This is a genomic window from Paenibacillus sp. SAF-068 (assembly GCF_051967555.1).
GTDB lineage: Bacteria > Bacillota > Bacilli > Paenibacillales > Paenibacillaceae > Paenibacillus.
In genome coordinates this window covers 1,507,467-1,528,918 of sequence record NZ_JBQCJX010000001.1, presented here as the reverse complement: position 1 = coordinate 1,528,918, position 21,452 = coordinate 1,507,467, and the positions used below count along the sequence as shown (strand labels likewise).

Annotated in this window: 21 protein-coding genes; 6 read left to right on the top strand and 15 right to left on the bottom strand. The window is 47.0% G+C overall.

Going from position 1 to position 21,452, the window contains the following annotated elements:
- Positions 1 to 11: 11 nt before the first annotated feature.
- Both essC and ACTHPG_RS06825 read right to left on the bottom strand, forming a co-directional pair.
- On the bottom strand, positions 12 to 4,016 hold the full coding sequence (gene essC, locus ACTHPG_RS06830) for a type VII secretion protein EssC (RefSeq protein WP_440388346.1): 4,005 nt from the start codon (positions 4,014 to 4,016) through the stop codon (positions 12 to 14).
- A gap of 53 nt (positions 4,017 to 4,069) precedes the next feature.
- On the bottom strand, positions 4,070 to 4,390 hold the full coding sequence (locus ACTHPG_RS06825; protein WP_074094613.1) for a hypothetical protein: 321 nt from the start codon (positions 4,388 to 4,390) through the stop codon (positions 4,070 to 4,072).
- Positions 4,391 to 4,811: 421 nt separating this feature from the next.
- On the opposite strand from ACTHPG_RS06825, the gene ACTHPG_RS06820 reads away from it, so the two are divergent.
- Positions 4,812 to 5,051, top strand: coding sequence for a hypothetical protein (locus ACTHPG_RS06820; protein WP_076330720.1), 240 nt, complete (start codon positions 4,812 to 4,814; stop codon positions 5,049 to 5,051).
- 122 nt (positions 5,052 to 5,173) lie between these two features.
- On the opposite strand, the gene ACTHPG_RS06815 is transcribed toward ACTHPG_RS06820, so the two are convergent.
- The 7 genes from ACTHPG_RS06815 to ACTHPG_RS06785 all read right to left on the bottom strand — a co-directional run bounded on the left by ACTHPG_RS06815 (position 5,174) and on the right by ACTHPG_RS06785 (position 10,673).
- A complete protein-coding gene (locus ACTHPG_RS06815) occupies positions 5,174 to 5,326 on the bottom strand; it encodes a hypothetical protein (protein ID WP_164783094.1) in 153 nt (50 codons plus the stop codon).
- A 27-nt stretch (positions 5,327 to 5,353) separates the two neighbouring features.
- Positions 5,354 to 5,536 carry a hypothetical protein gene (locus ACTHPG_RS06810; RefSeq protein WP_440388344.1) on the bottom strand — a complete coding sequence of 61 codons (183 nt, stop codon included), beginning with the start codon at positions 5,534 to 5,536 and terminating at the stop codon, positions 5,354 to 5,356.
- Positions 5,537 to 5,570: 34 nt separating this feature from the next.
- Positions 5,571 to 7,049, bottom strand: a complete 1,479-nt coding sequence (locus tag ACTHPG_RS06805) for an aldehyde dehydrogenase family protein (protein ID WP_440388343.1) — start codon at positions 7,047 to 7,049, stop codon at positions 5,571 to 5,573.
- A gap of 171 nt (positions 7,050 to 7,220) precedes the next feature.
- Positions 7,221 to 7,757, bottom strand: a complete 537-nt coding sequence (locus ACTHPG_RS06800; RefSeq protein ID WP_440390159.1) for an N-acetyltransferase family protein — start codon at positions 7,755 to 7,757, stop codon at positions 7,221 to 7,223.
- A gap of 371 nt (positions 7,758 to 8,128) precedes the next feature.
- The gene (locus tag ACTHPG_RS06795) at positions 8,129 to 8,467 is read right to left on the bottom strand and encodes a L,D-transpeptidase (protein WP_440388342.1); all 339 of its coding nucleotides are present in this window, start codon (positions 8,465 to 8,467) and stop codon (positions 8,129 to 8,131) included.
- 56 nt (positions 8,468 to 8,523) lie between these two features.
- The gene (rsgA, locus tag ACTHPG_RS06790; RefSeq protein WP_440388341.1) at positions 8,524 to 9,549 is read right to left on the bottom strand and encodes a ribosome small subunit-dependent GTPase A; all 1,026 of its coding nucleotides are present in this window, start codon (positions 9,547 to 9,549) and stop codon (positions 8,524 to 8,526) included.
- A 530-nt stretch (positions 9,550 to 10,079) separates the two neighbouring features.
- A complete protein-coding gene (locus ACTHPG_RS06785) occupies positions 10,080 to 10,673 on the bottom strand; it encodes a metalloregulator ArsR/SmtB family transcription factor (protein ID WP_440390157.1) in 594 nt (197 codons plus the stop codon).
- Positions 10,674 to 10,851: 178 nt separating this feature from the next.
- Here ACTHPG_RS06785 and ACTHPG_RS06780 point away from each other — a divergent pair, with 178 nt between their 5' ends.
- From ACTHPG_RS06780 to ACTHPG_RS06770, 3 genes are all read left to right on the top strand, one after another.
- The gene (locus tag ACTHPG_RS06780; RefSeq protein ID WP_440388340.1) at positions 10,852 to 11,850 is read left to right on the top strand and encodes a YpdA family putative bacillithiol disulfide reductase; all 999 of its coding nucleotides are present in this window, start codon (positions 10,852 to 10,854) and stop codon (positions 11,848 to 11,850) included.
- Positions 11,851 to 11,855: 5 nt separating this feature from the next.
- A complete protein-coding gene (locus ACTHPG_RS06775; protein WP_036609212.1) occupies positions 11,856 to 12,299 on the top strand; it encodes a DUF441 domain-containing protein in 444 nt (147 codons plus the stop codon).
- Positions 12,300 to 12,492: 193 nt separating this feature from the next.
- Complete coding sequence (locus tag ACTHPG_RS06770; protein ID WP_440388339.1) at positions 12,493 to 13,005, top strand: ADP-heptose synthase; 513 nt, start codon at positions 12,493 to 12,495, stop codon at positions 13,003 to 13,005.
- Positions 13,006 to 13,103: 98 nt separating this feature from the next.
- On the opposite strand, the gene ACTHPG_RS06765 is transcribed toward ACTHPG_RS06770, so the two are convergent.
- Positions 13,104 to 13,553, bottom strand: a complete 450-nt coding sequence (locus ACTHPG_RS06765) for an NUDIX domain-containing protein (RefSeq protein WP_440388338.1) — start codon at positions 13,551 to 13,553, stop codon at positions 13,104 to 13,106.
- Between the two features lie 74 nt (positions 13,554 to 13,627).
- Positions 13,628 to 13,924, bottom strand: a complete 297-nt coding sequence (locus ACTHPG_RS06760) for a HesB/YadR/YfhF family protein (protein ID WP_017689086.1) — start codon at positions 13,922 to 13,924, stop codon at positions 13,628 to 13,630.
- A gap of 485 nt (positions 13,925 to 14,409) precedes the next feature.
- Between ACTHPG_RS06760 and ACTHPG_RS06755 the strand changes: the two genes are divergently transcribed.
- Positions 14,410 to 16,155, top strand: a complete 1,746-nt coding sequence (locus ACTHPG_RS06755) for an ABC transporter ATP-binding protein (RefSeq protein WP_091031779.1) — start codon at positions 14,410 to 14,412, stop codon at positions 16,153 to 16,155.
- A gap of 12 nt (positions 16,156 to 16,167) precedes the next feature.
- Positions 16,168 to 18,258, top strand: a complete 2,091-nt coding sequence (locus ACTHPG_RS06750; protein ID WP_440388337.1) for an ABC transporter ATP-binding protein — start codon at positions 16,168 to 16,170, stop codon at positions 18,256 to 18,258.
- 165 nt (positions 18,259 to 18,423) lie between these two features.
- Here the strand turns inward: ACTHPG_RS06750 and ACTHPG_RS06745 are convergent, their stop codons facing one another.
- From ACTHPG_RS06745 to ACTHPG_RS06730, 4 genes are all read right to left on the bottom strand, one after another.
- Positions 18,424 to 19,050, bottom strand: coding sequence for a YdcF family protein (locus ACTHPG_RS06745; protein ID WP_440388336.1), 627 nt, complete (start codon positions 19,048 to 19,050; stop codon positions 18,424 to 18,426).
- Positions 19,040 to 19,591, bottom strand: coding sequence for a hypothetical protein (locus ACTHPG_RS06740; protein ID WP_440388335.1), 552 nt, complete (start codon positions 19,589 to 19,591; stop codon positions 19,040 to 19,042). The genes ACTHPG_RS06745 and ACTHPG_RS06740 overlap by 11 nt, the downstream gene beginning before the upstream one ends.
- Positions 19,592 to 19,689: 98 nt before the next feature.
- Positions 19,690 to 20,400, bottom strand: coding sequence for a hypothetical protein (locus ACTHPG_RS06735; RefSeq protein ID WP_440388334.1), 711 nt, complete (start codon positions 20,398 to 20,400; stop codon positions 19,690 to 19,692).
- Positions 20,397 to 21,383 carry an ATP-binding cassette domain-containing protein gene (locus tag ACTHPG_RS06730; RefSeq protein ID WP_440388332.1) on the bottom strand — a complete coding sequence of 329 codons (987 nt, stop codon included), beginning with the start codon at positions 21,381 to 21,383 and terminating at the stop codon, positions 20,397 to 20,399. Before ACTHPG_RS06730 ends, ACTHPG_RS06735 begins: the two co-directional genes overlap by 4 nt.
- Between the last annotated feature and the right edge of the window lie 69 nt (positions 21,384 to 21,452).

The following is a 21,452-nucleotide window of genomic DNA, read 5'->3' as shown; positions in this document are numbered from 1 at the left end:
GCCACCTCCCCTCAAACTACAACATGCCATCGGTCACGAATTTCAGAAATCCAATCGGTCATTTTCCAGCTGTCATCACATGGAACTGCACCTTTAACCCTGGAATATTTACGTTTTACATAATAACCTTGACCCGGAGGCAGTACCTTCAGCCCACCTGAACTACCACCGGATTCCGAATAAGGTATACGGAAGAACGAGAGATCGTTAGGGTCTAAAGTCCCGAACAGCATTCCGCTCTGGGAAGCCTTCACATCCGTTACCCAGTCAGAACCGAAGGTCGGGAAGTCTGCTGGAACCCCGGATAGAATCACGTGTACACCGCGATCCCTTCCTTGACGAACAATCGCTCCCAATTGATCTTTTACGTTAAAATCGTTTAGCTGCTTGGACAAGGTGTCGGCATCGTCGATAACGAGCACAAGTTCCGGTCCGCCGGAAATCTCGCCTCTTTTCAGAACTTCATCGTACAACTGTTGAATCACAGGTGCAAGCTGTTCTTCTCGAGATACATGTCCACGGACATGGGGCAAACTGCTGATTTCCCCCAGCCCACCTGCGCCATAACGCATATCTACTGTATATATCTGTACATCTTCCGGAGAAGCATGATAAGCCAGGGATAACATCCATGTCAACAAAAATGTTGTTTTGCCGCCTTCCATCGGACTCGTTACCATGAAATGAGGACCTTCACGCAGATTAAGCTGGAATGGTTCCAGATCATCCGTAAGCAGTCCCACAGGGACAGTTACAGATGAGCTATCCCAAGCCTGACCATATGATCCGGTCCGAATGAGCAGATCTTTAAGCTTGATCTCTTCCGGAAGCGGAGCAATCTGCGGCGCTTCTTCTCCTGTCCAGCCTTGGCGAATCTCAGCGATCGTGCGGCGTAGTGCCGATGAACGCTTGCCCTCATCTGCCCCGGAAGAAGGTAATGCCGCCTGGAACATTAACGGAGGCACTTGCCCTTTGACCAGACCTCTTCCTGGCGGAAGTTGACTTGGTGCCTTGGAAGGTCTTCCCACGGCATAATAATAATCACTTGGATCGGATAACTCAAATGAAACCGCATTGGGAATATTGCTTCTGAATTTCTCAAATACATCGGTTACCCGATTGGCAGTAAGCACAAAGGTAATACCCAGACTTCCGCCTTCACGCAGGATCGTCTCCAGAAGTTCATTTTCTTCCGGATAGGCATTACGGAATGAAAGATAACCGTCGATAACCACCACAACCTGCGGGACAGCCGCGTGAGCTGTCCGACGGTAAGCCGAAATCGTTTTAACCCCCGCCTCCGAGATGATATCTTTGCGTTGTGCTGACAGCTTAAGAATATAGCGGAATAACCGTTTGATCCGGTCTTCCTCTTCAGCCATCATCACGCCACCGATCTGAGGCAGTGCTGCAAAGTCCTTCATCATGCGACCCATGTCAATAATGTAACCATGCCACGGCTCAGTTCTGTGGGAACGGGCCAGAGACATAAGCAAGGTCTGAACAAAAGTTGTTTTTCCCAGTCCCGGCATGCCGTAAACGACCAGATGGCCTTGGTCCACAGGCAATGCGAGCGGTTGTTGGCGTTGATTAGGGAGATCATCCAGCAAACCAACCAGTGGTTTCAGACCAGTGGCTCCGCCGTCAAGCAGCAGATCCCGATGCTCTTCTTCCTGCCAGTCCTGAAGACCTTCCCATTCCAGTGTTTCTGGTAAAGGTGGCAACCATGGTCCTGGCAAACGGCGGATACCCGCATCTGCAGCAGACTGCGCAACATAATCAATAAATACCTGAAGCTGTTTCGGAACATCTTCACCTTTGAGAACAGCTCTGCGCTCTCCGGTTAACAGCGGCTCCCGTTTACCATTCAGGCGCACTTCCATGACAGGTAATACGGTCGTTGAATCCTCTTGCTGGTTATAAGGCGCACCACTCCAGGCGAATTGCATTTCTTCAAACACTTCATCACTACCCACCTGGAAATATCCGCGACCAGGCTTCGTAATCCAGGCAGCATTCGGAATCTTGATCATGTCCCTGCTATCTCCCTCACTCTGTACACGCAGGCAGATCCGGAAGCGCGAATTACTCCATATTTTATCGTCCACAACACCGGCTGGCTTTTGAGTCGCCAGAATTAGATGAACCCCGAGTGTCCGGCCAATGGCCGCGATACTGATCAATTCATCCATGAACTCCGGTTGATCTCGCTTCAATTGAGCAAACTCGTCAATGATAATAACCAGATGTGGAAGCGGCTGTTCATGTCTGGAACGCAGAATTTTGTAATATTCATCAATATGCTGGAGGTTTCCCGCATCATTTAATATTTTTTGCCTTCTGACCAGTTCGGCCCGAAGTGAGATATTCGCCCGCTCAATCAGATTTCCATCCAGATTGGTGATTGTGCCTACCACATGAGGCAGATCAACAAATGTATTGGACATCCCGCCACCTTTATAATCAATCAACATGAATGCCAGGTCATGTGGATGGAATTCAGCAGCGAGTGAAGCTACGATGGACTGGATGACTTCACTTTTACCTGAACCAGTTGTACCTGCAATCAGACCATGGGGTCCATGACCCTGACGTTCAATTTTGTCATGCAGGTTTATCGCAATTTTCTTACCGCCAGCTCGAACACCCATTGGTACGGGAAGTGTGTCAGGATATCTCGTCTGTCCCCACCTGGACACGACATCCAGATCTTCCACGCGTGATGTGCTCAGCATATCGAATAACGGAAGCACTTGCGGGATATCTGAAGCAGATGACCGCTTTAACCGGATCGGTGACATATAACGCGAAAGCGCCTCTGCCATCTCCTTCGAGATCACATCAGGCTTGTACGTCTGCTGAATAACATCCGCATCTTCCGTTTTTTTGATATACACCCCTTTGCCTTTGGAGGCATCCATAATCAACTGACAGTGCATCGGTAAAGATTCCTTGCGATTAGCCAATATGATCGTGCATACATCGATGTCCTGGGCTGATTCCAATAGTAGCGGAAGTAACGGTTCTTCTTCAATCAATTGTGTATCGGAGAGAATCACAACGTAACACGGCGTTTGTATGCTTTTCTTGTAACGGTCTTCCTTGTTGTTGCGACGGCGGTTCAACACGGAAAACAAGCTGTCCGCCAATTGATGCGCACCGCTGTGCCTGTCGGCCATATAGCGTTGTCCCTGGTCCTCATCCCAGATATGAGGCATCCAGCGAAGCCAATCCCATTCCTTGCTGTCCTTCTCTTCATAGAAAGCAGCAAGCTTCAATTCATCCGGGGAATGACGAACCGTCAGTTGCGAGATGATGACTCGCAGGGAAGCAAGCACTTCCTCCCGATCACCGACCAGTCCCATCACCTTTGATTGGAACAAAGGCAGGGTAATGGAAGCATCCGGTACCGTCTGAAACTCAGCCGCTAGTTCATGGGCCGCTTCAATCAGCTCATCCTTCTCGTAACCATCAATTCGCGGAACCTGAAGTTTGATACGGAATGGAATCTCTCCCGTACCAATGCGCACCTGAAGGAAATCATCATCCTCTGGTGAACGCTCCCACAAGGAACTGTTCCGGTTCTTCACTACTTGAAGACACACACCCGGATCACCATGAATTTCATACAGGCTCTTCACTTGCTCCGCCTGAGCTTCTTTCAGTTCTTCCCGGTGTTTGTCCAGTTGGGCGAGATACATTGTTTTTCGTTCTTCCAATTTTTTGCGATATGTTTTCTTGTTGCTCAGATACACGAAGAATGGAATAGTGTAAGAAGTAAGCATCATCATGACCGTCATCATCTGAAACATCATATAATTGCTGTTGCCCATTTTGCCGGTCATATTGATATATACGTAGAAACCAATGCTGACCATGGTCATCATGATCGGCACAATAATGGATATCATGGAAAACGTGGGTTTGCTCGGTTCTGTTGGAGGCCTGAGTATTTCAAGTCCCTCTTCCTTGAGAACCGGTGTCATTCTTGGAGAACGCTGATACAACACATTCACGAAGAGAAGACCTCCTTTAAGTTCGTTCAATAGAATGTATACGTTCAAAAGCCCTATTCGTTGCTGTCCTGTTGAAACAATGAACGTCTTCCATACACTGGCGCTTCTTCCGAAGTCGTAGAAAAAGCCCGCTGGACACGTACGCAACTGCCTTGCCGCAGCCCTGTTTCCATTAACTGTTGTGCGTTCTGCGGAGAGAACCACAGACCTTCCGGAAACTTGGCTTCAAGAATGTACTGAATGCCGTCTCCCGGTGCCTGTCCAAAAATGCGAACGCCGAGCAATGTCTTCAAATGTTCAATGGTACATTCGTCCGGAACATCGATGTCGAACCATTCACCTTCCTCGCGGCCGGAATACACGGTTAGAATCATCCGAATCCCTCCATGGTCTCATATGTAAATTGTCCTAATGTCAGATTAAATCAAAAAAAAGAGAATGAATCGTTATATCAACCCTATTTTCTTACATAAACACCCTGTTTGCAATGTACCATCTGTAATTTTGTTACATATGACCCACGTATATATTAAAATATCGTACATTCGACTCAGAACTTTCGTGGCAGTTATGCATTTGTATCTTGCGAGTATACGAAAATTTTTATTTTCCGTTCCATTTAAATGGTAATTTAGTTTCTTTTTTCAGGACTTTTATTCCTTCGCCCACAATTGAATTGTGAACACTTTTCAAACATTACCCACCTTTATGTTTTCATAAGCTGATTTTAAGGTAATTTTAAGCATTGGAATTTAATATTACCTGTATGAAATAACAACCGTGAGGTGATTTCAAGTGAGAACCCTAATAACCTTTCAAAACAAATCAATCCCTGTATACTTTAATCAAGAAAACAAACAACCTATGCAGAAGACATTAAGATTGCTTAGCAGTGCTCTGGAGCATAAAATTAGCAATGGTAAACGTGCTCTTCAAAAATGTCTGCATTCTTTAATTAGTATTGAGATTGTCAATGGAGAAGCCATTCTCCACAGTCGAAGTGAAAACGACTCCCTTGCTTTATCGTTATATTAACAGGAGTCATTCGCCCCACGTTCATTACAAGACATGAAAAAGGAAGCTGTCGCTAAGGACAAGCTTCCTTTTTTGCGTAATATGCACGTTAACAGGCAGCAGCAATTATGACCAGCCATCACTCAGTGCAGTTTACTCAAGACGTAGGCGGCATCATGTTCTTCCGCAATCTCGGCTTTACGAATACGAATGACAAACAGCCGAACCAGATTGGCACGTGTATGTTCTTCCTGACAGGTATTCAGTTTCCTCAGAATAAAGCGGTCAATGGACATGATTGAAGAGCCCCTTTGCCGTTGGATTTACGGATCGATTCTTCCGTGTATCCATAAATAACCAGATAGTGTCAGCCCCAAACAGCTTTTTAGCTCTTCTATCAAGCCGTATTTTTCTGCGGTGTAAAATTGTGCAAAAAGCCCGTCCCACCAAGCAGGAGACGGACTTTCGCATGATTTGTCGAGCTTTTTGTAATCCACTCTAATCATTCATAGATGCCTCGCTCGTTCTCCCTTTTTCGACTTAGTTCACTCCCGGATATTCCCGATACTGGTGCTGAATGCTGATCCAGCGAGTACGTGTAAATTTCTCAATGGCCCAATCACCACCGAAACGTCCGATCCCCGAAGCTTTTTCCCCACCAAACATCACATGCGCTTCATCGTTTACAGACTGATCATTTACATGCACCATACCCGATTCAATGTGCTGGGCAACCAGATATCCTCGGTTCAGGTCTTTGGTGAATACAGAACCACTAAGTCCATAAGGCGTATCGTTCGCCAAACGTACAGCTTCCTGCTCATCATGAGCCTTCATGATCACTGCCACTGGACCAAACAATTCCTGCTGTACGATATCTTGTTCAGGTTTAACATCGGCGAGTACAGTTGGAGACAGCACACTGCCTTTACTAGTTCCCCCGAACAATAACCTTGCACCTTCGGCCTTGGCTTTGTTCACAAGCTCCAGCAATCGTTCTACCTCTTTTTCCCGAATAAGAGGACCCACGAGTGTTTTCGCATCCGCTGGATCACCTGCCTGGACATTCTTCGTTTTGGTAACAAATGAATCAACGAATCTGTCGTAAATATCGGCGTGCACAATTATACGATTCAGAGCCATGCAGATCTGTCCCTGATGCAGGAATTTGCCAAAGACCGCCGCTTCGACAGCGCGTTCAATGTCCGCATCCTCCAGCACAACCATGGCGTTGTTGCCGCCCAGTTCCAGTGCCGTTTCTTTTAGATGTTCGCCCGCCAGTTTACCGATCCCCTGTCCAACTTCTGTGGAACCCGTGAATGAGATTACTTTTGGAACCGGATGAGCGACAAAGTAATCACCGATCTCGCTACCGCTTCCGGCAACGACATTCAGCACGCCTTCAGGCAGACCGGCTTGTTCAAACAAATCAGCAATGAGCCAACCTGCCGTAATCGGAGTATCTGATGCCGGTTTTATCACCACACCATTACCAAGAGCAATCGCTGGAGCTACAGATCGAAGGCATAGATGCAAAGGGAAGTTCCACGGCCCGATAACACCAATCACTCCCTTCGGCTCTCGAACCACACGGTTCTCTTTGCCAGCGGTATTGGATGGAATAATCTCACCCTTCATACGATAAGGAAAAGATGCTGACTCATCCACAATGCGTTTAGCCGCTGCAAACTCCGCCTCCGATTTGATTCGGGTACTCCCGGATTCTGTGATCAACAGTTGAATAATCTCCTCTTTTCGCTCTGCCATCAGAGATGAAACTTTCCGCAGTACCTCTTCTTTCACAGCAGGTAATGACTCCGCCCACTCAATCGAATTTTTATGAGCAGACTCATACGCCTTATCTATGTCTTCTTTATTGGAAGAGCGCCATGTGGCAATAACTTCTCCCGTATAAGGGTTGATATTCTCCATTGTTTTCTCACCGGAGCCATCTACCCATTGGCCATTAATATATTGTTTCGTCCATGTTGTTGTATGTTCAGTGTTCAGTAAAGTCATGTAAAACGCCTCCTGATCAAGATTGAATGTCACACCTGCACAACGGTGTAATACATCATTAACCTCGTTCAGATTTACGCAAACGTGCAGCCCTGAATCAGCTCCTCCATTCTTAAAGCTTAAGGAAACAATACAACCCACAGTATTTTGTCGCCATCTGCACGTCTTTCATCAGTCGGGCAGGCTCTTCTCTCCAAAAAGGCTCAAGTCTTCCCATCCATAGCCAACTTCGATCAGATCTTGACCACCCATGCGGATGGACTGAGTAAGGACGGGAGTGCCTCCCATCTTTTCATAGAAGCGGCAAGCTGAATTACGCTCCAAAGCCCATATGATCATACGTTGCATATCGTGGGTCTGCAGATGCTTAACGACATGTCTCGCCAGTTCCTGACCTATACCTGTTTGCTGCACTTCCTTCAGTAAATATATAGCGTACAACTCTCCATCATAAGGTATTTTACCCTCACGCTCCTTACCCCCACACGCAAATCCGACAATGTTCCCATCATCCTGTTCAGCTACCACCAGAATTTGATCCTTTTCGCCAGAACGAATGGTCTTCTCCCACTGGGACAATCTTGATTCTATAGTCAAATGATCCAAAAAATCATCGGGTACAATTCCCCGATACGTTGTTTTCCAACTCTCTGTATGTACATGGGCTATTCCTCGCGCATCCCCTTCGCGCGCCGGCCTGATCAGCATCACTATCACTCGCTTTCTCTCTTACTGTTGTTATCTTTACCATATTATATGTTCTTCTTTCTATCATTCCTAATCCATCCACTTTAGTCCTGGTTGTAAAAACTTATTTGGTAACTGGCTATCTTAACCTTATAATACGTGTTCAAAAAGTCTGGTTTTCAGTACCAAGAAGATGGAATGAAGCTAGAAATGGAGTAGCGGAGCGTAGATAGAGCTACGTGAGCAACCACAATGTTTCCTCAGGAAACATACTTCGAAAGCCACCCGCTTATTTCGGCTGAATTTCATATTCGATGCTGATCATGCTGCTAGGCATGATTCGTAATCAAAAGCAACTTTTCGAACTACCGTTCATGAAGTAAAATCCGGCCCTAGGGCCGGATCGTTACTCTCGTACCTACAGATACCTTGGAAGACAGATCGAGTACATCCGAGTTGTACATGCGGATACAACCATGGGAGACGGATTTGCCAATAGACCAAGGCTCATTGGTTCCGTGTATGCCATAATGGGGGGCAGATAACCCCATCCACAACACGCCAAATGGTCCACCTGGATTGGATTGTTTGTTAACAATTGTGAACTCCCCGTTTGGCGTCTGCGTAAGCATTTTGCCCGTGGCCACGGGATAGCCCCTAATCACCTGATTGCCATCCAGAAGATATAACATGTGGTCAGACAGATCTACAATAATCCTGTAATCTGGCATAGTGACATCCCTCCTGACCTATCTTATGCAAGGTACCGGATGATGCCCGCCTGATTTCAAGCTTCCTCCCACTCTTTCACACTTCGGGAGTGCTTGGGTTTGCGATTACTGGCCGGTTTGCTAGAGGCGGTACGTCTTCTCGAGGCCACTTCTTCCTTGCGTTGCTGATACTGCAATTCCTTCTGCATCTTCAGATAATTATTTAGTCTTTTTTCATCCAATGAACCTTCCTGTATAGCCTGATTCACTGCACATCCAGCTTCCCGTGTATGACTGCAATCCAAAAATCTGCACATGGCGGCAAGTTCTTCAATCTCTCCAAACGCATGCGACAGCCCATCATTCCCCTCATCCCACAGGTTAAGCTCACGCATTCCTGGCGTATCAATCAATACGGCCCCCTGTGGAAGTACAAACATCTCCCGATGTGTTGTTGTATGTCTACCACGGCTGTCTCCCTCACGGACGGATTGTGTAAGCTGCACATCCTCACCCATCATCCAGTTCACCAGCGTAGACTTGCCACTGCCCGAAGATCCTGTGAGCGCAACAGTCAACCCTGGCTGCAAATATCGTTCCAGTAATGATTTCCCTTGACCCTCCATTGCAGATATCGCAAGTACTTCCACGCCTGGAGCGATTCCTTCTACACTTCGGATCTGTTCTTCCACATTGTTGCACAGATCACTTTTGCTCAAGACAATGACTGGCCTTACGCCACCATTCCAAGCCATCATCACGTATCTTTCGAGTCGTCTAAGGTTGAAATCATGATTAAGTGCAGCCACGATTAACAGTATATCTACGTTTGCTGCAATTAATTGTTCCTTGGTCACCGGACCTGCCGCCTGTCTCGACACCCTGCTCTGACGTGGCACCAGATTGTGAATAATTGCTTCCTCACCTGCCCGACCTGTAATCGCCACCCAATCTCCAACCGCTGGTACCAAGCTCGTCTCCACACTATCATGACGCATTCGGCCCGAAATTCTCCCCCAGCATTCGCCCTCTTCTGTAATCAAACGTTGCAGATGTCCATGGTCTGCGATAATTCTGGCCGGCGTTCTCTCCTGCTCTTCCATTCCTGACTCTTGCCACAGTTTCTGCCACTTTGCTGACCAGCCGTACTTCTCAATAAGGTTATCTAAAATAAAAATCCCTCCCAAAATAGTTTGTTTACTTCGTTCAAGCCAAGTGAACAGTCATCTCCGGTTCAGATCAAAACAAAAAACCACGAGTAGAAATACACCCGCGGCAATACGTAGTTAGCCGAATCAAAGATCATCCTTCTCGTTGATATACCGGATTGCCTGCTTAACCATCCGCTATAAACAATTCAGGAACGCCCTTCTATCGGCAAACAAAAAAGCCACGGGTGCGTCACCCGTAGCTTCATCTGAGCATGCGATACTTCACGTTATAATGGATACTGCTATCCAGCTAACGCAAAATTACATGCTTTGATCCGTTTCGGAGACGCTGTTCATATTCAAATTAACGTATACTGCATTTAAGTTTGTCATAAACAATCGCCTCCCTTGTAGAATTATCCATATGTTACACACTGCCATCTGCAGTTGTCAAGCCCAAATTATTGATTTACCCATCTAATCTATTTGACCTGATCCCAGCGCGTCCACATTTCCTTCGGATTCACTTCATAGATTTCCTCTTCCCGATACATGAACTGATGCATGATAAATTCCCGCCGAATGGTCGCAAAATCCTCATGATACTGCTGTATAAATGTATTAATCTCTTTCTCTGTGTACTTCCGACCGAATTCAAGCTGTTCCACCAGATGACCAAGTACAATCAGCTTTTTCTTGTATTGAGCCGGAATCTGACGCAGTCGTCCATCTTTAGAGAAAAAATTTCTCATGACCGACGCTTTCAAGGTTTCGTTCACATCACTCATATCCGTGACCTCCTCTCGCTTAAAGATAAAATCAACCGAAGCCTGTGCATTCTCGCGGATAAACGAAGGATTCAGTGTGAAATACACTGTATTTTTCTCCCGTCGCTCCTTAATCAGCGCCGCCTCTCTCAGCTTGGATGCATGATGTGTCACGGTTGGCTGTGACAGATTGAGCCGCTCGGCAAGTGCCTGACCGTGCAGTTCACCCTGTGCCAACAGCAGCAGCATGCGAAGCCGGGTCGGGTCAGCCAGCGCTTTATGATAAGCCACAATTTTCTCCAGCTGCATCATCGTTCATCTCGCTTTCATTTAGATAAATATCTAATTTGATATTAGTCTTTTCTTATCTTCACGTCAACTCCTTAGGATTCAATTAAGCTTGTCTGAGTTAAACTCACGCTTGAACTGGCATTGGCTCGTTATTTACGGTAGGATTATATTGCTTGAAATAAGGAGGATTAAGAACATGGAAGATGTCATTATTATCGGCGGAGGCCCATGCGGTCTGTCTGCTGCCATTGAATGTGAACGGCTGGGTTTGTCCGCTGTGATCGTTGAGAAATACAATATCGTTCAATCTATTTATCTGTATCCAACCCATATGCAGTTTTTCAGCACAGCCGAGCTGCTTGAGATCGGAAACGTTCCGTTCAGCACCCCGAATGATAAACCGTTTCGTTATGAAGCACTCGCCTATTATCGCAGGGTAGCCGAACATTTTGGTCTGCGTGTTCATAACTATGAGGAAGCCCGTGAAATCAAACGCAAGGATGATGGCACGTTTGAGGTACATACGCTCAATCGCCGCGGGGAGGCCATCGTACATGTTGGACGCAACGTAGTTGTAGCTACCGGTTATTTTGACCATCCTAACTATCTGGGCATCCCTGGAGAAGATAAAGACAAAGTGACCCACTACTTCCGGGAAGCCCACCCGTATACCCGTACACGCGTCGCCATTATCGGAGGAAGCAACTCAGCCGTGGACGCAGCCATGGAACTGGTTCGTGTTGGCGCACATATTGATATGGTTTATCGTGGCACTGGTCTGTCCCAGCATATTAAACCATGGGTACGTCCGTTGTTCGAGAGTCTGGTGACGAAAGGGCGTATCACGCTGCACCTGGAATCACGCGTGAATGAAATACTGGATGATTCGATTCGTCTGATACACACGGATGGTTCCACTCGTGAACTGGATAATGACTTTGTTCTGGCCATGACGGGTTTCCGTCCGGATCGTCAACTACTTACGTCGGTAGGTGTGGAGATGTCTGATGATATGGATAAACCTCTATATGATGCACAAACGATGGAAAGCAGCGTACCTGGCATATATGTGGGCGGAGTTATCGCTTCGGGGCGTAATGCCAATGAAGTCTTTATTGAATCCGGACGCTGGCATGGACGTTACATTGCGGAACATATCGTTAGCAGACAACGTGGACAGACTGAAGGGAAATGAAAACCATGGATATGACTTCCCTGCTGTTGCTTGTATTTGCGGCTCTCGGAATAATCAGCAGCAACACACCTGTGACCGTAGCGATGGTATTTCTGTTATTGCTGCGAGTCCTGAACCTGAATCAGGCATTTCCATGGCTTGAAAAATACGGACTTACACTGGGCATTATCATTCTGACTATCGGTGTAATGGCACCTCTTGCCAGTGGCAAGATGAGTCTTCAGACGATCGGAGAGTCTTTCCTTCACTGGAAATCATTGCTGGCCATTGGTGTAGGATTACTGGTGGCCTATCTCGGAGGACGCGGAGCTACGCTGATGGGGACACAGCCAACTGTCGTTGCAGGGCTGTTAATCGGAACAGTCCTCGGGGTTGCCCTCTTCAAGGGTGTACCTGTGGGTCCATTGATTGCGGCAGGAATTTTATCATTGCTACTGGGCAAATCCTGATTCAAGTTGTGAAGCTTGTGACCTGACATGCTAGGCAGATTGGCTGTATTTCCCACCGTTGTGTGATATACTTCTATTCAGACAAATTATGTACACGAGTCTACAGCAGAATAATCCACATTATGATTATGCTGTTGCATGAAGTTATGGATTCACTTTGCAACTATTAATGGCGCAGGAGGATTAAGGAACCATGTCACGTCAGTTTATTACAGAAGCCGTGATGGTGGCCATTTACGGTCAATTGCTAGCGCCGCACGCGCCTGTTGAATATATTGTTCCTTATACCACCATCCTTGAGCTATATGAATTCCAGACCAGCCCTGATCCCATGATGGATAACCCGGCAGATGATCAGCATGTGAAATCCAAAATCAATGAAATGATTTCTTATTTTGAGGAACCGCTGAATAAGAAAAAAATAGAGCGTGCGTTACTTGTTCCATGGGCCAAAAGCCCCTCCATTTTATTTGGCGACCAAGTATCCATTGCCATTATCAATGCAATAGATACGGCACAGTATGGAGAGTATTTCGATCCCATCGAGACTGAACTGCTCCTTACATCTCAACGCCTGAGTATCCCGATTCTCACCGATCAGGTTGAACTGATCGCACGTATTATTGAATCGGAATCACCTGTACAGGTATTTGATATTGATGATTTTGATTTTGCAATGGATGATGAACCACTGGATCAGGTGTAATTCATCACGTAGTGCACGAAAATCCGAACACAAAAAATGACCTCAGTACCCATTCTATCGTGGGTGCAAAGGTCATTTTTTTTGCGTCAGCACTTATTTTACTCCGCAATATCCCGCGCTAACAGAATTCGGCTAATCTCATTCAGAGGTGGTAACGACTCCAGGGTAAAAAACTTCAGACCCGCATCACTATTTACACGAGATTCTACAAGGTCATCCTGAATGATCAGTGTCTGGAACAAGGCAATGACGTGATACTCTTCATCCCCACTGGAGTGCAGATACCGAAGATCAGGCCCCGAATACAGACCTTCCAGCGTCATGGTATCAGCAGTCCAACCTGTCTCTTCCCATAACTCCCGATGTGCAGCATCTTCAATGGCCTCCCCCGGACGCATCTCACCGACTGGCAGCCGCCAATGACCGTGCCCGGCATGTTGAATCAGCAGCAATTCACCTTGTTCGTTCTCAGCCCGCACCGCTGCTTTAACAACAATATGAGAGCGTTTTGCGATATACTGGGCCAAATCTCGTGGCGGCAGATTCACTGCTTATCCCCTCCTCCTACTCGGAAGCCGGTGGCGACCTGTGATTCATCTATTGCCTAGAGATACTTCAAGAATTAGATTTCGGTATAACGATATTCGATGTCCTGACCTTCATCAACGATATCGACATGCAGTTGGTGCCCTTTCAGATACCAATAATCGTGATCTTCCATAAAGAATTGAATCCCCGACACTTCGGTCTGATCCGCAGGATGTCTTGGTTTCTCCACAGCAATACCAAGCGAAAATCCAGGATGAAGACCTCCGCCAGAGCTATAACGGGCAAAAAATCGAATGCTGTCTCCCTCGTTCAAATTCAGTTCTTCCTTGTACCAGCGAGCAGCTTGATCGGATACATGTATGGTACTCATTTGGTGTCAGCTCCTTCTGTATATATATGTTCCATCATATCTCGACAGGGACTTGAATACAAACCCGAGAGAGCACATGAAGACAAATTAAGTTGTGAAAAATGTTTGACAGATTGTAAAAACTGGTGTTAAGATGCAAACATACGAGGTCTACATTGGTTTTATTTCCAAAAAAAGAAAGGGTGATTACGGTGTTTAACAAACATATGATAGGTCAATTCAGCACACAATTGAATACCGGAGCACACCCGAAATCATTATTCCGTTCATAAGTCGGCATTACAGGCGGTCTTTTATTAGAACCTCTGTGATGTATACTCACAATCGAACTTATATATGGTGGCGGCTCTGTACTCGGAGCCATGCTGCCGTATGATGATATGAAGACATACCGCCTGCGTGCGGTATGTCTTTTTTTGTGGGTACATTTCGGCATACATGAACGGAATTTTCAGTTCTCGGACATCGAAAGGAAGGGATAACACTTGTTCTCTGTACTTAAAAACCTGGCCTGGTTCTTCCGGCTGGAACGTAAACGATACCTAACCGGTGTCATCTTGCTTATTTTGGTGGGCATTGCCGAACTGCTGCCTCCCCGTCTTCTTGGCAATGCCATCGACGAGATTGTGCGCGGTTCCATTACCGGCACCTCACTTACCCGTTATATCTTGCTTATTCTAGGAACGGTCATTATTATCTATCTGGTTACATACGTTTGGATGCACAAACTGTTCGGAGGTGCCAATCTGGTGGAACGGCTGCTCCGTTCACGCTTTATGGACCACTTGTTACGGATGACTCCTCCCTTTTTTGAGAAAAACAGAACTGGAGATCTGATGGCTCGGGCCACCAATGATCTTCGTTCCATCGCCACGACAGCAGGCTTCGGCATGCTGACCTTAACAGACTCTACAGCCTTTCTGGCTACCGTATTGTTCGCCATGGGTTTCCTGGTTAGTTGGAAACTAACCTTGGCAGCAATCCTGCCATTACCTTTTATCGCCATTGCCATGATGATCTATGGTAAAGCTGTACATCAACGTTACACCCTGGCACAGGATGCATTCGGAGATATGAATGACCAGGTGCTGGAATCCATCGCCGGCATCCGTGTTGTGCGTGCCTATGTGCAGGAACGTCTGGACGAGAAACGCTTCGCCGACGTGACTGAGGATGTGTACCGCAAAAACCTGGCCGTTGCCAGAATGGATGCCCTGTTTGAACCGACTATTCGACTATTCGTTGGACTCAGTTATGTGATTGCACTTGCCTACGGCATATATCTTGTATTTCATAATGAAATTACCTTGGGAGATCTCGTATCATTCAATATGTACCTGGGGATGATGATCTGGCCCATGTTCGCTATCGGAGAATTGATCAACTTGATGCAGCGCGGTAGCGCTTCCCTTGATCGGGTTAACGAGACTTTATCGGTAGAACCTGCCGTACAGGATGTGGAGCAACCAGCTCACGTTACGAATCCGGAAGAAATTGCGATGCAGGATGTGACCTTCCGTTATCCCAGCTCCACAGTCGACAATCTCAGTCATATCAGCTTCTCGCTGCGACGGGGTCAAACATTGGGTGTGGTGGGTCGTACGGGTAGCGGAAAGTCTACTCTGCTCAAACAACTGCTTCATGAATACCCGGCCGGTTCGGGCACATTAAGCATCTCGGGTCATCCGATTCAGGATATCGCCAAAGATGACTTGCACAGCTGGATCGGGTACGTACCACAGGAACAGGTCCTGTTCTCCAAATCCGTTCGTCAAAACATTCAATTCGGTAAACCTGGGGCCAGTGATGAAGTCATCATGGAAGCTATTCGTACCGCCGCTTTTGACGGGGATCTGGGAACCTTGTCCGATGGACTGGATACACTCGTTGGTGAAAAAGGAATCTCCCTGTCCGGTGGACAGAAACAGCGGGTATCGCTGGCGCGTGCCTTTATCGCTAATCCTGATATTCTGATCCTCGATGATGCCTTGTCTGCCGTCGATGCACGCACTGAAGCCAAAATCATTGAAAATATACGCAACAAACGCTCGGGCAAAACGACGCTGATCTCGACTCATCGCCTGTCTGCTATTGAACATGCTGATCGAATCATCGTACTGGAGCACGGAAAAATTACGGAAGAAGGCACTCACCAGGAATTGTTGGCCATGAACGGCTGGTACCGTGAACAGTATGAACGGCAACAGGTCGAGTCCAATCTGTCCACGTAGGAGGTCAATTCATTGAAGTCTAATACAGGCAAAAGGCTGCTTGATTACGCCTTGAAAGCCAAAGGAACATTTATTGCTGCATTAATTATGCTTACCATTGGTGTTGCGGCCGAGCTAGCCGGGCCGTTCATCGCCAAATCCATGATCGACAATCACTTGCTCGCGATCGAGCAGCCTTTCTATGAGACGACAGCTTCAGATGAAGCCGCAGTCTACAAAGGCAAGAACTACAAACGCGAAGGCTTGTTCGAACCGGATGAAAATAAAGGTTCCGAAGTGCGGGTATTACAAGCCGGCAGAAGTTTTTATTTTGTAAACGAACCGGTCATTGCACCTGACGGGGACCGCACATATGCGGATGGAACCCTCACGGTTACACGCGCAGGTGAAGTGACAGGCCAATATGCGGCAGCACCGCTGTCCGCCGGTGAACTGTTTGCTTTTTACAAACCGGAGATGCCCAGCATCTATCAATTAATTGTGTACTACATGATTTTCCTCGTGATCTCGGTCATTATGGAGTTCGGTAAAACATTCTGGCTGCAGTCCTCGGCCAACAAGGTCATTCAAAGACTGCGTAACGATGTGTATGCACACATTCAGCGACTGCCGGTGCACTTTTTTGATAACCTGCCCGCAGGTAAAGTTGTATCACGGGTCACGAACGATACAGAAGCCGTTAAGGATCTGTTCGTTGCCGTTCTTTCGAACTTTTTCTCAGCAATCATCACGATTACTGGTGTATATGTCGCACTCTTCCTGCTTGATGTTCGCCTGGGTCTGATCTCGTTATTCGTGGTGCCGATGCTCATTACATGGATTGTGCTCTATCGTAAATTCGCCACTCGCTACAACACAATCATTCGATCACGACTGAGTGAGATCAACGCAATCATTAACGAGTCCATTCAGGGGATGTCCATTATCCGCGTATTCCGCCATCAGAAACAAACCAAGCAGGAATTCGAAGATCTGAATGATGATTATATGAAACACCAGAACAAAATGCTCAACCTGAATGCCTTCACCTCACATAACCTGGTTAACGTATTACGGAATATCGCCTTTGCGGTGGTCCTGTGGTACTTCGGTTCCAGTGTGCTGGATGGCACAAGTATTATCTCATTGGGTGTTCTGTATGCCTTTGTTGATGTTCTGGGCCGTTTGTTCCAGCCGATCACGGGTATGGTCAATCAGCTCGCCAACTTGGACTCCTCTCTCGTATCCGCTGGTCGCGTCTTTGAGCTGATGGATGAAAAAGGAGAACCCGTAACTGATGGCTCCATGCCAAGATACAAGGGAGATGTTGTCTTCGACGATGTATCCTTTGCCTATAAAAAGGACTTCGTGCTTAACAATATCTCATTCAAAGCATCCCAGGGTCAGACGGTGGCTTTGGTCGGCCATACCGGTTCGGGTAAAAGCTCAATCATCAACCTGCTGTTCCGGTTCTATGATCCGCAAAAAGGCAAGATCACAATCGATGGTCAGAACGTCAAGGATCTGCCTAAACAGTGGATTCGAGAGCATATGGGGATTGTATTGCAGGACCCGTATCTATTCACAGGCACCATTGCTTCCAACGTCAGTCTCGGCGATGAGAAGATCTCCCGTGAACGAATTGAACAGGCACTGCGTGATGTAGGTGCTGAACGTATACTGGCTCATTTGCCTCAAGGCTTTGACGAACCTGTCATCGAAAAAGGAAGCACATTGTCTGCTGGACAACGTCAGTTGATCTCCTTTGCTCGTGCACTGGCGTTTGATCCGGCAATCCTCATTCTGGATGAGGCGACTGCCAATATTGATACGGAAACGGAAGCACTCATTCAGAACGCACTCGAAGTCCTCAAAAAAGGACGTACCACCTTCATCATTGCTCACCGTCTCTCTACTATTCGTTCGGCAGATCAGATTCTGGTTCTGCATCGTGGGCGAATCGTGGAGCAGGGTGCACATGATGAACTAATGGAGCTTAAAGGCCGCTATTATAAGATGTATCAGCTTCAGCAAGGTGCGCAAGCAGCAGCGGTCGCAACGGCGGAGAATCCGTCGGGCGAGACTGTTCGAACATCAGCCTCCTTTGCAGGAGGAAATGCATAAAATAATATGCACGCCATAATGTGCGCGCAATAGGCAGTACCAAAAACGATCTACTCAGCTACCCTAGAGGTTTGCAGTGTAGATCGTTTTTTTTGTGTTTTCATCAGGTCCCCTCTTTCGTTACTGTTTATTTCGTCCAGACCAAAAAACAATCCGCGGGCAACCTCACGGTTGCTGCGGATTGTCTATCCATCCTTTGATCGTATATCCCATGTACATTACGGTCTCTCTTGCGAGAAAAGGAATCTTGCTGCGCCAGGTTCGATAAGCCGTTGTTCGTGTCGGAGAGGGTACGGCATCCATACCCAGTCCGGAAGCCAGCTTCATGGCCCGTTTCATATGTAACGGATCACTCACAATCGTATAGGTTTGATAGCCGGCCTGTTCACCAATTGGAATGGAATTGAACAGATTTTCCTCGGTAATTCTGGATGTGGTCTCTATGCGAATGTCCGCAGGATCTACTCCGTGTGCGATGGCATACCTCTGACCAACTTCAGCTTCCGCATGTTCACCATTGCCACTCGAACCACCTGTGAAAATTAAACTGCCCACTGTACCCTGACGGTATAATTCAATCCCGTGTTCAATACGTTCACGAAATACCGGTGAAGGGTCATCCCCCTCCACGGCTGCACCCAGAATGATTGCTGCGTCCGATATTCTGGATGAATCCTCATCCGTATATGCAGATATACGTACTGCTGTAACGATAGTCCATAGGATTCCAACGGATATTACAACCAGAGCCATAATTACAATCCAGCGTCTTATTATCCTTTTACTTGTCATTCTCCTCTTCCAAAGCCCGTGCTTGCATACTCTCGGTATGCATACGCTCCAGCGATTGCAGAGCTGCTGCGGATTCAGCATCCAGACCAAGCTCTGCAATCCAGGCACCCGTATATTGCTGAAGACGGATCTCCAACTCCTGTGCGCGGTCTTTGAAATCCTCCAATTCCTTAATCATGCGCGATCGTCCTTCCGGACTGAATGTCTCATGAATCCGTTCCTTGAAATAATGATGTACGATGCGGTTACGTTGCTGCCATAATTCATTCAACTGGCCAGTCTCTTCCTCAGAGAATGTAAAATGATGGCGCACTTCGTGAATGAGCTGCCCCAGTGAACTGCTCATCTTTCGTTCGTACAGATCTTCCAAATCTTCTTCAGACACGGCTTTGCCCTGAGACATTTTCATTAATAAAATCAGATTGACCAGCTGCTGTTCAAGCGCCTGCCCGTAGTAGACTGCCAATCCGTAATAGGCAAACAATTCTCTGGAGTGTTCGCTGTCCAGCATGTCACCATTCTGGATATCTGTATTTTGCATTGCGAGCGCCTCCTTCAACCGTACAATGTTATCTATTCCATGTCCCTCTATCCTAACCAAACCAAGAGCAACATTCAAGTTGTCGGGAAGCGCGTCTTCTAACCCCGCAGATCTCTTCTTCCGGACAGCCACACATGGATGATTAGTAGCCCCATTGCATAGAGCCCAGCCCACAGCGTAACCGAAACGAACGTGTCCATCTTTGATTCATCAAATAACATCATCTCGCGAACCAGATAAAAGGCTGGTGGAAGCATGCGGCCAAGCCATTCTAATGATTCAGGCAAACGTTCACTCAGGGCACCTTGGATAAACGATAGTAATAAGACAATAATGAGGGCTGGCATACTGCGACTAAGCAAGGGAATGTACGATTTTTGAAAGAATACACTGATGCCCAATCCCAACAGCGATAAAACCAGATGTCCTAACCAAGTCATCATCCACTCCTCACCTGCGGGTTGTCTTTCGAACATTCCAGCGAACACCGGATACAGCACAGTAATGGCGGTGAGCATGAATTGCATGATCCAGGCACAGATGAGTTGACTTGTTACAACCTTACGCCTGCTCCCCGCATGAAGGACGAGTAATTGCATCTGCTTCGCAGGTTCGGTATTCATCACCATTACTCCATGCCAAGCTGCTGCCAGAAATAACAACATAGCCGTGACACTGTAACTGTCCGCAATTGGGTTGGGTTTGTAAGAATAGATCAGCAACATGGCGATGATATAAAAGATGACCGGTGCAAAATATTTCTGTGAGCGAATGTGATGCCTTAACAAATATCGGGCCAGATAGATCATTCGGCTTCTCCCTCCGCATCATCCATGGAAGAGCTTAAGTCCACAGATTCTGTGACACGGCCACGACTCGCATGTACAGCTGGATGCTGACCTTCCAGCAGACTCTCCATATGTAATTGACTTTCCTCCTGTTGCACAGAGACAATCGAACCTTCTGATGCCAAAATCATTCTGAGGACATCATCTGTTGATTGTTGAACCACTCTCCAATCCCAAACCCAAGATTTTGCGTTCTCCAAGCTCGTATTACGAACTAGTGACAACACTCCCGGTTGATGTAAAATGGATGGATCGTTAGCCAGATCTACTCCAGCACGGGCAAGACTTTGAATATATACAACCGGTTCGTCAGCTTGCAGTATATCCTCACGACTCCAGTAGCGGAGTACGCTGCCTTTCTTCAACACAATCACCTGGTCCGCCAAACGTTCAATAAGCAACGGTTCATGGCAAGCTGTAACGATCGATGTCCCCTCATCCTTCCATTGCCCCAATAAGGATACAACAGCCTCTTGAGCTGGAATATCCAAGCCTGATAACGGTTCATCCAGCAACAAAAGACCGCCCGGTCCAGGTAACAGAGCCTGAATCAAATTTACTTTTTGCAATGTACCTTTGGACAATAGCGGTAACTTCTGATGGATCGCGGTATCCAGATATAAAAGTTCACTAAGTTCTCTAATCCGCTCACGCAGTACTTCGGGGCGTATGCCCCGAATCCGTCCCATCTCCCACAAGTACTCTTCGGATGTAAATGGTACACGTGGCAGACCATCTACTGCATACTTCTCAGAACCACCTTTTATTGTACGCTGAATCGATCCTGTATCAGGTAGTAAGATCCCCGCCAATATACGTAACAATGTACTTTTACCCGAACCGTTTCTGCCAACAAGCACAACACATTCTCCCTGCTTCACTTCCAGATTAATTTGATTCAGTACTTGAGCAGTACCTAATCGTTTGCTCACCTGTTGAAGCATTATACCTCGACCTGTTGAGTCTGGTGCAGTTTCATCAGAATTCCTGAAAAGTCCACGGGTCCTCCATAT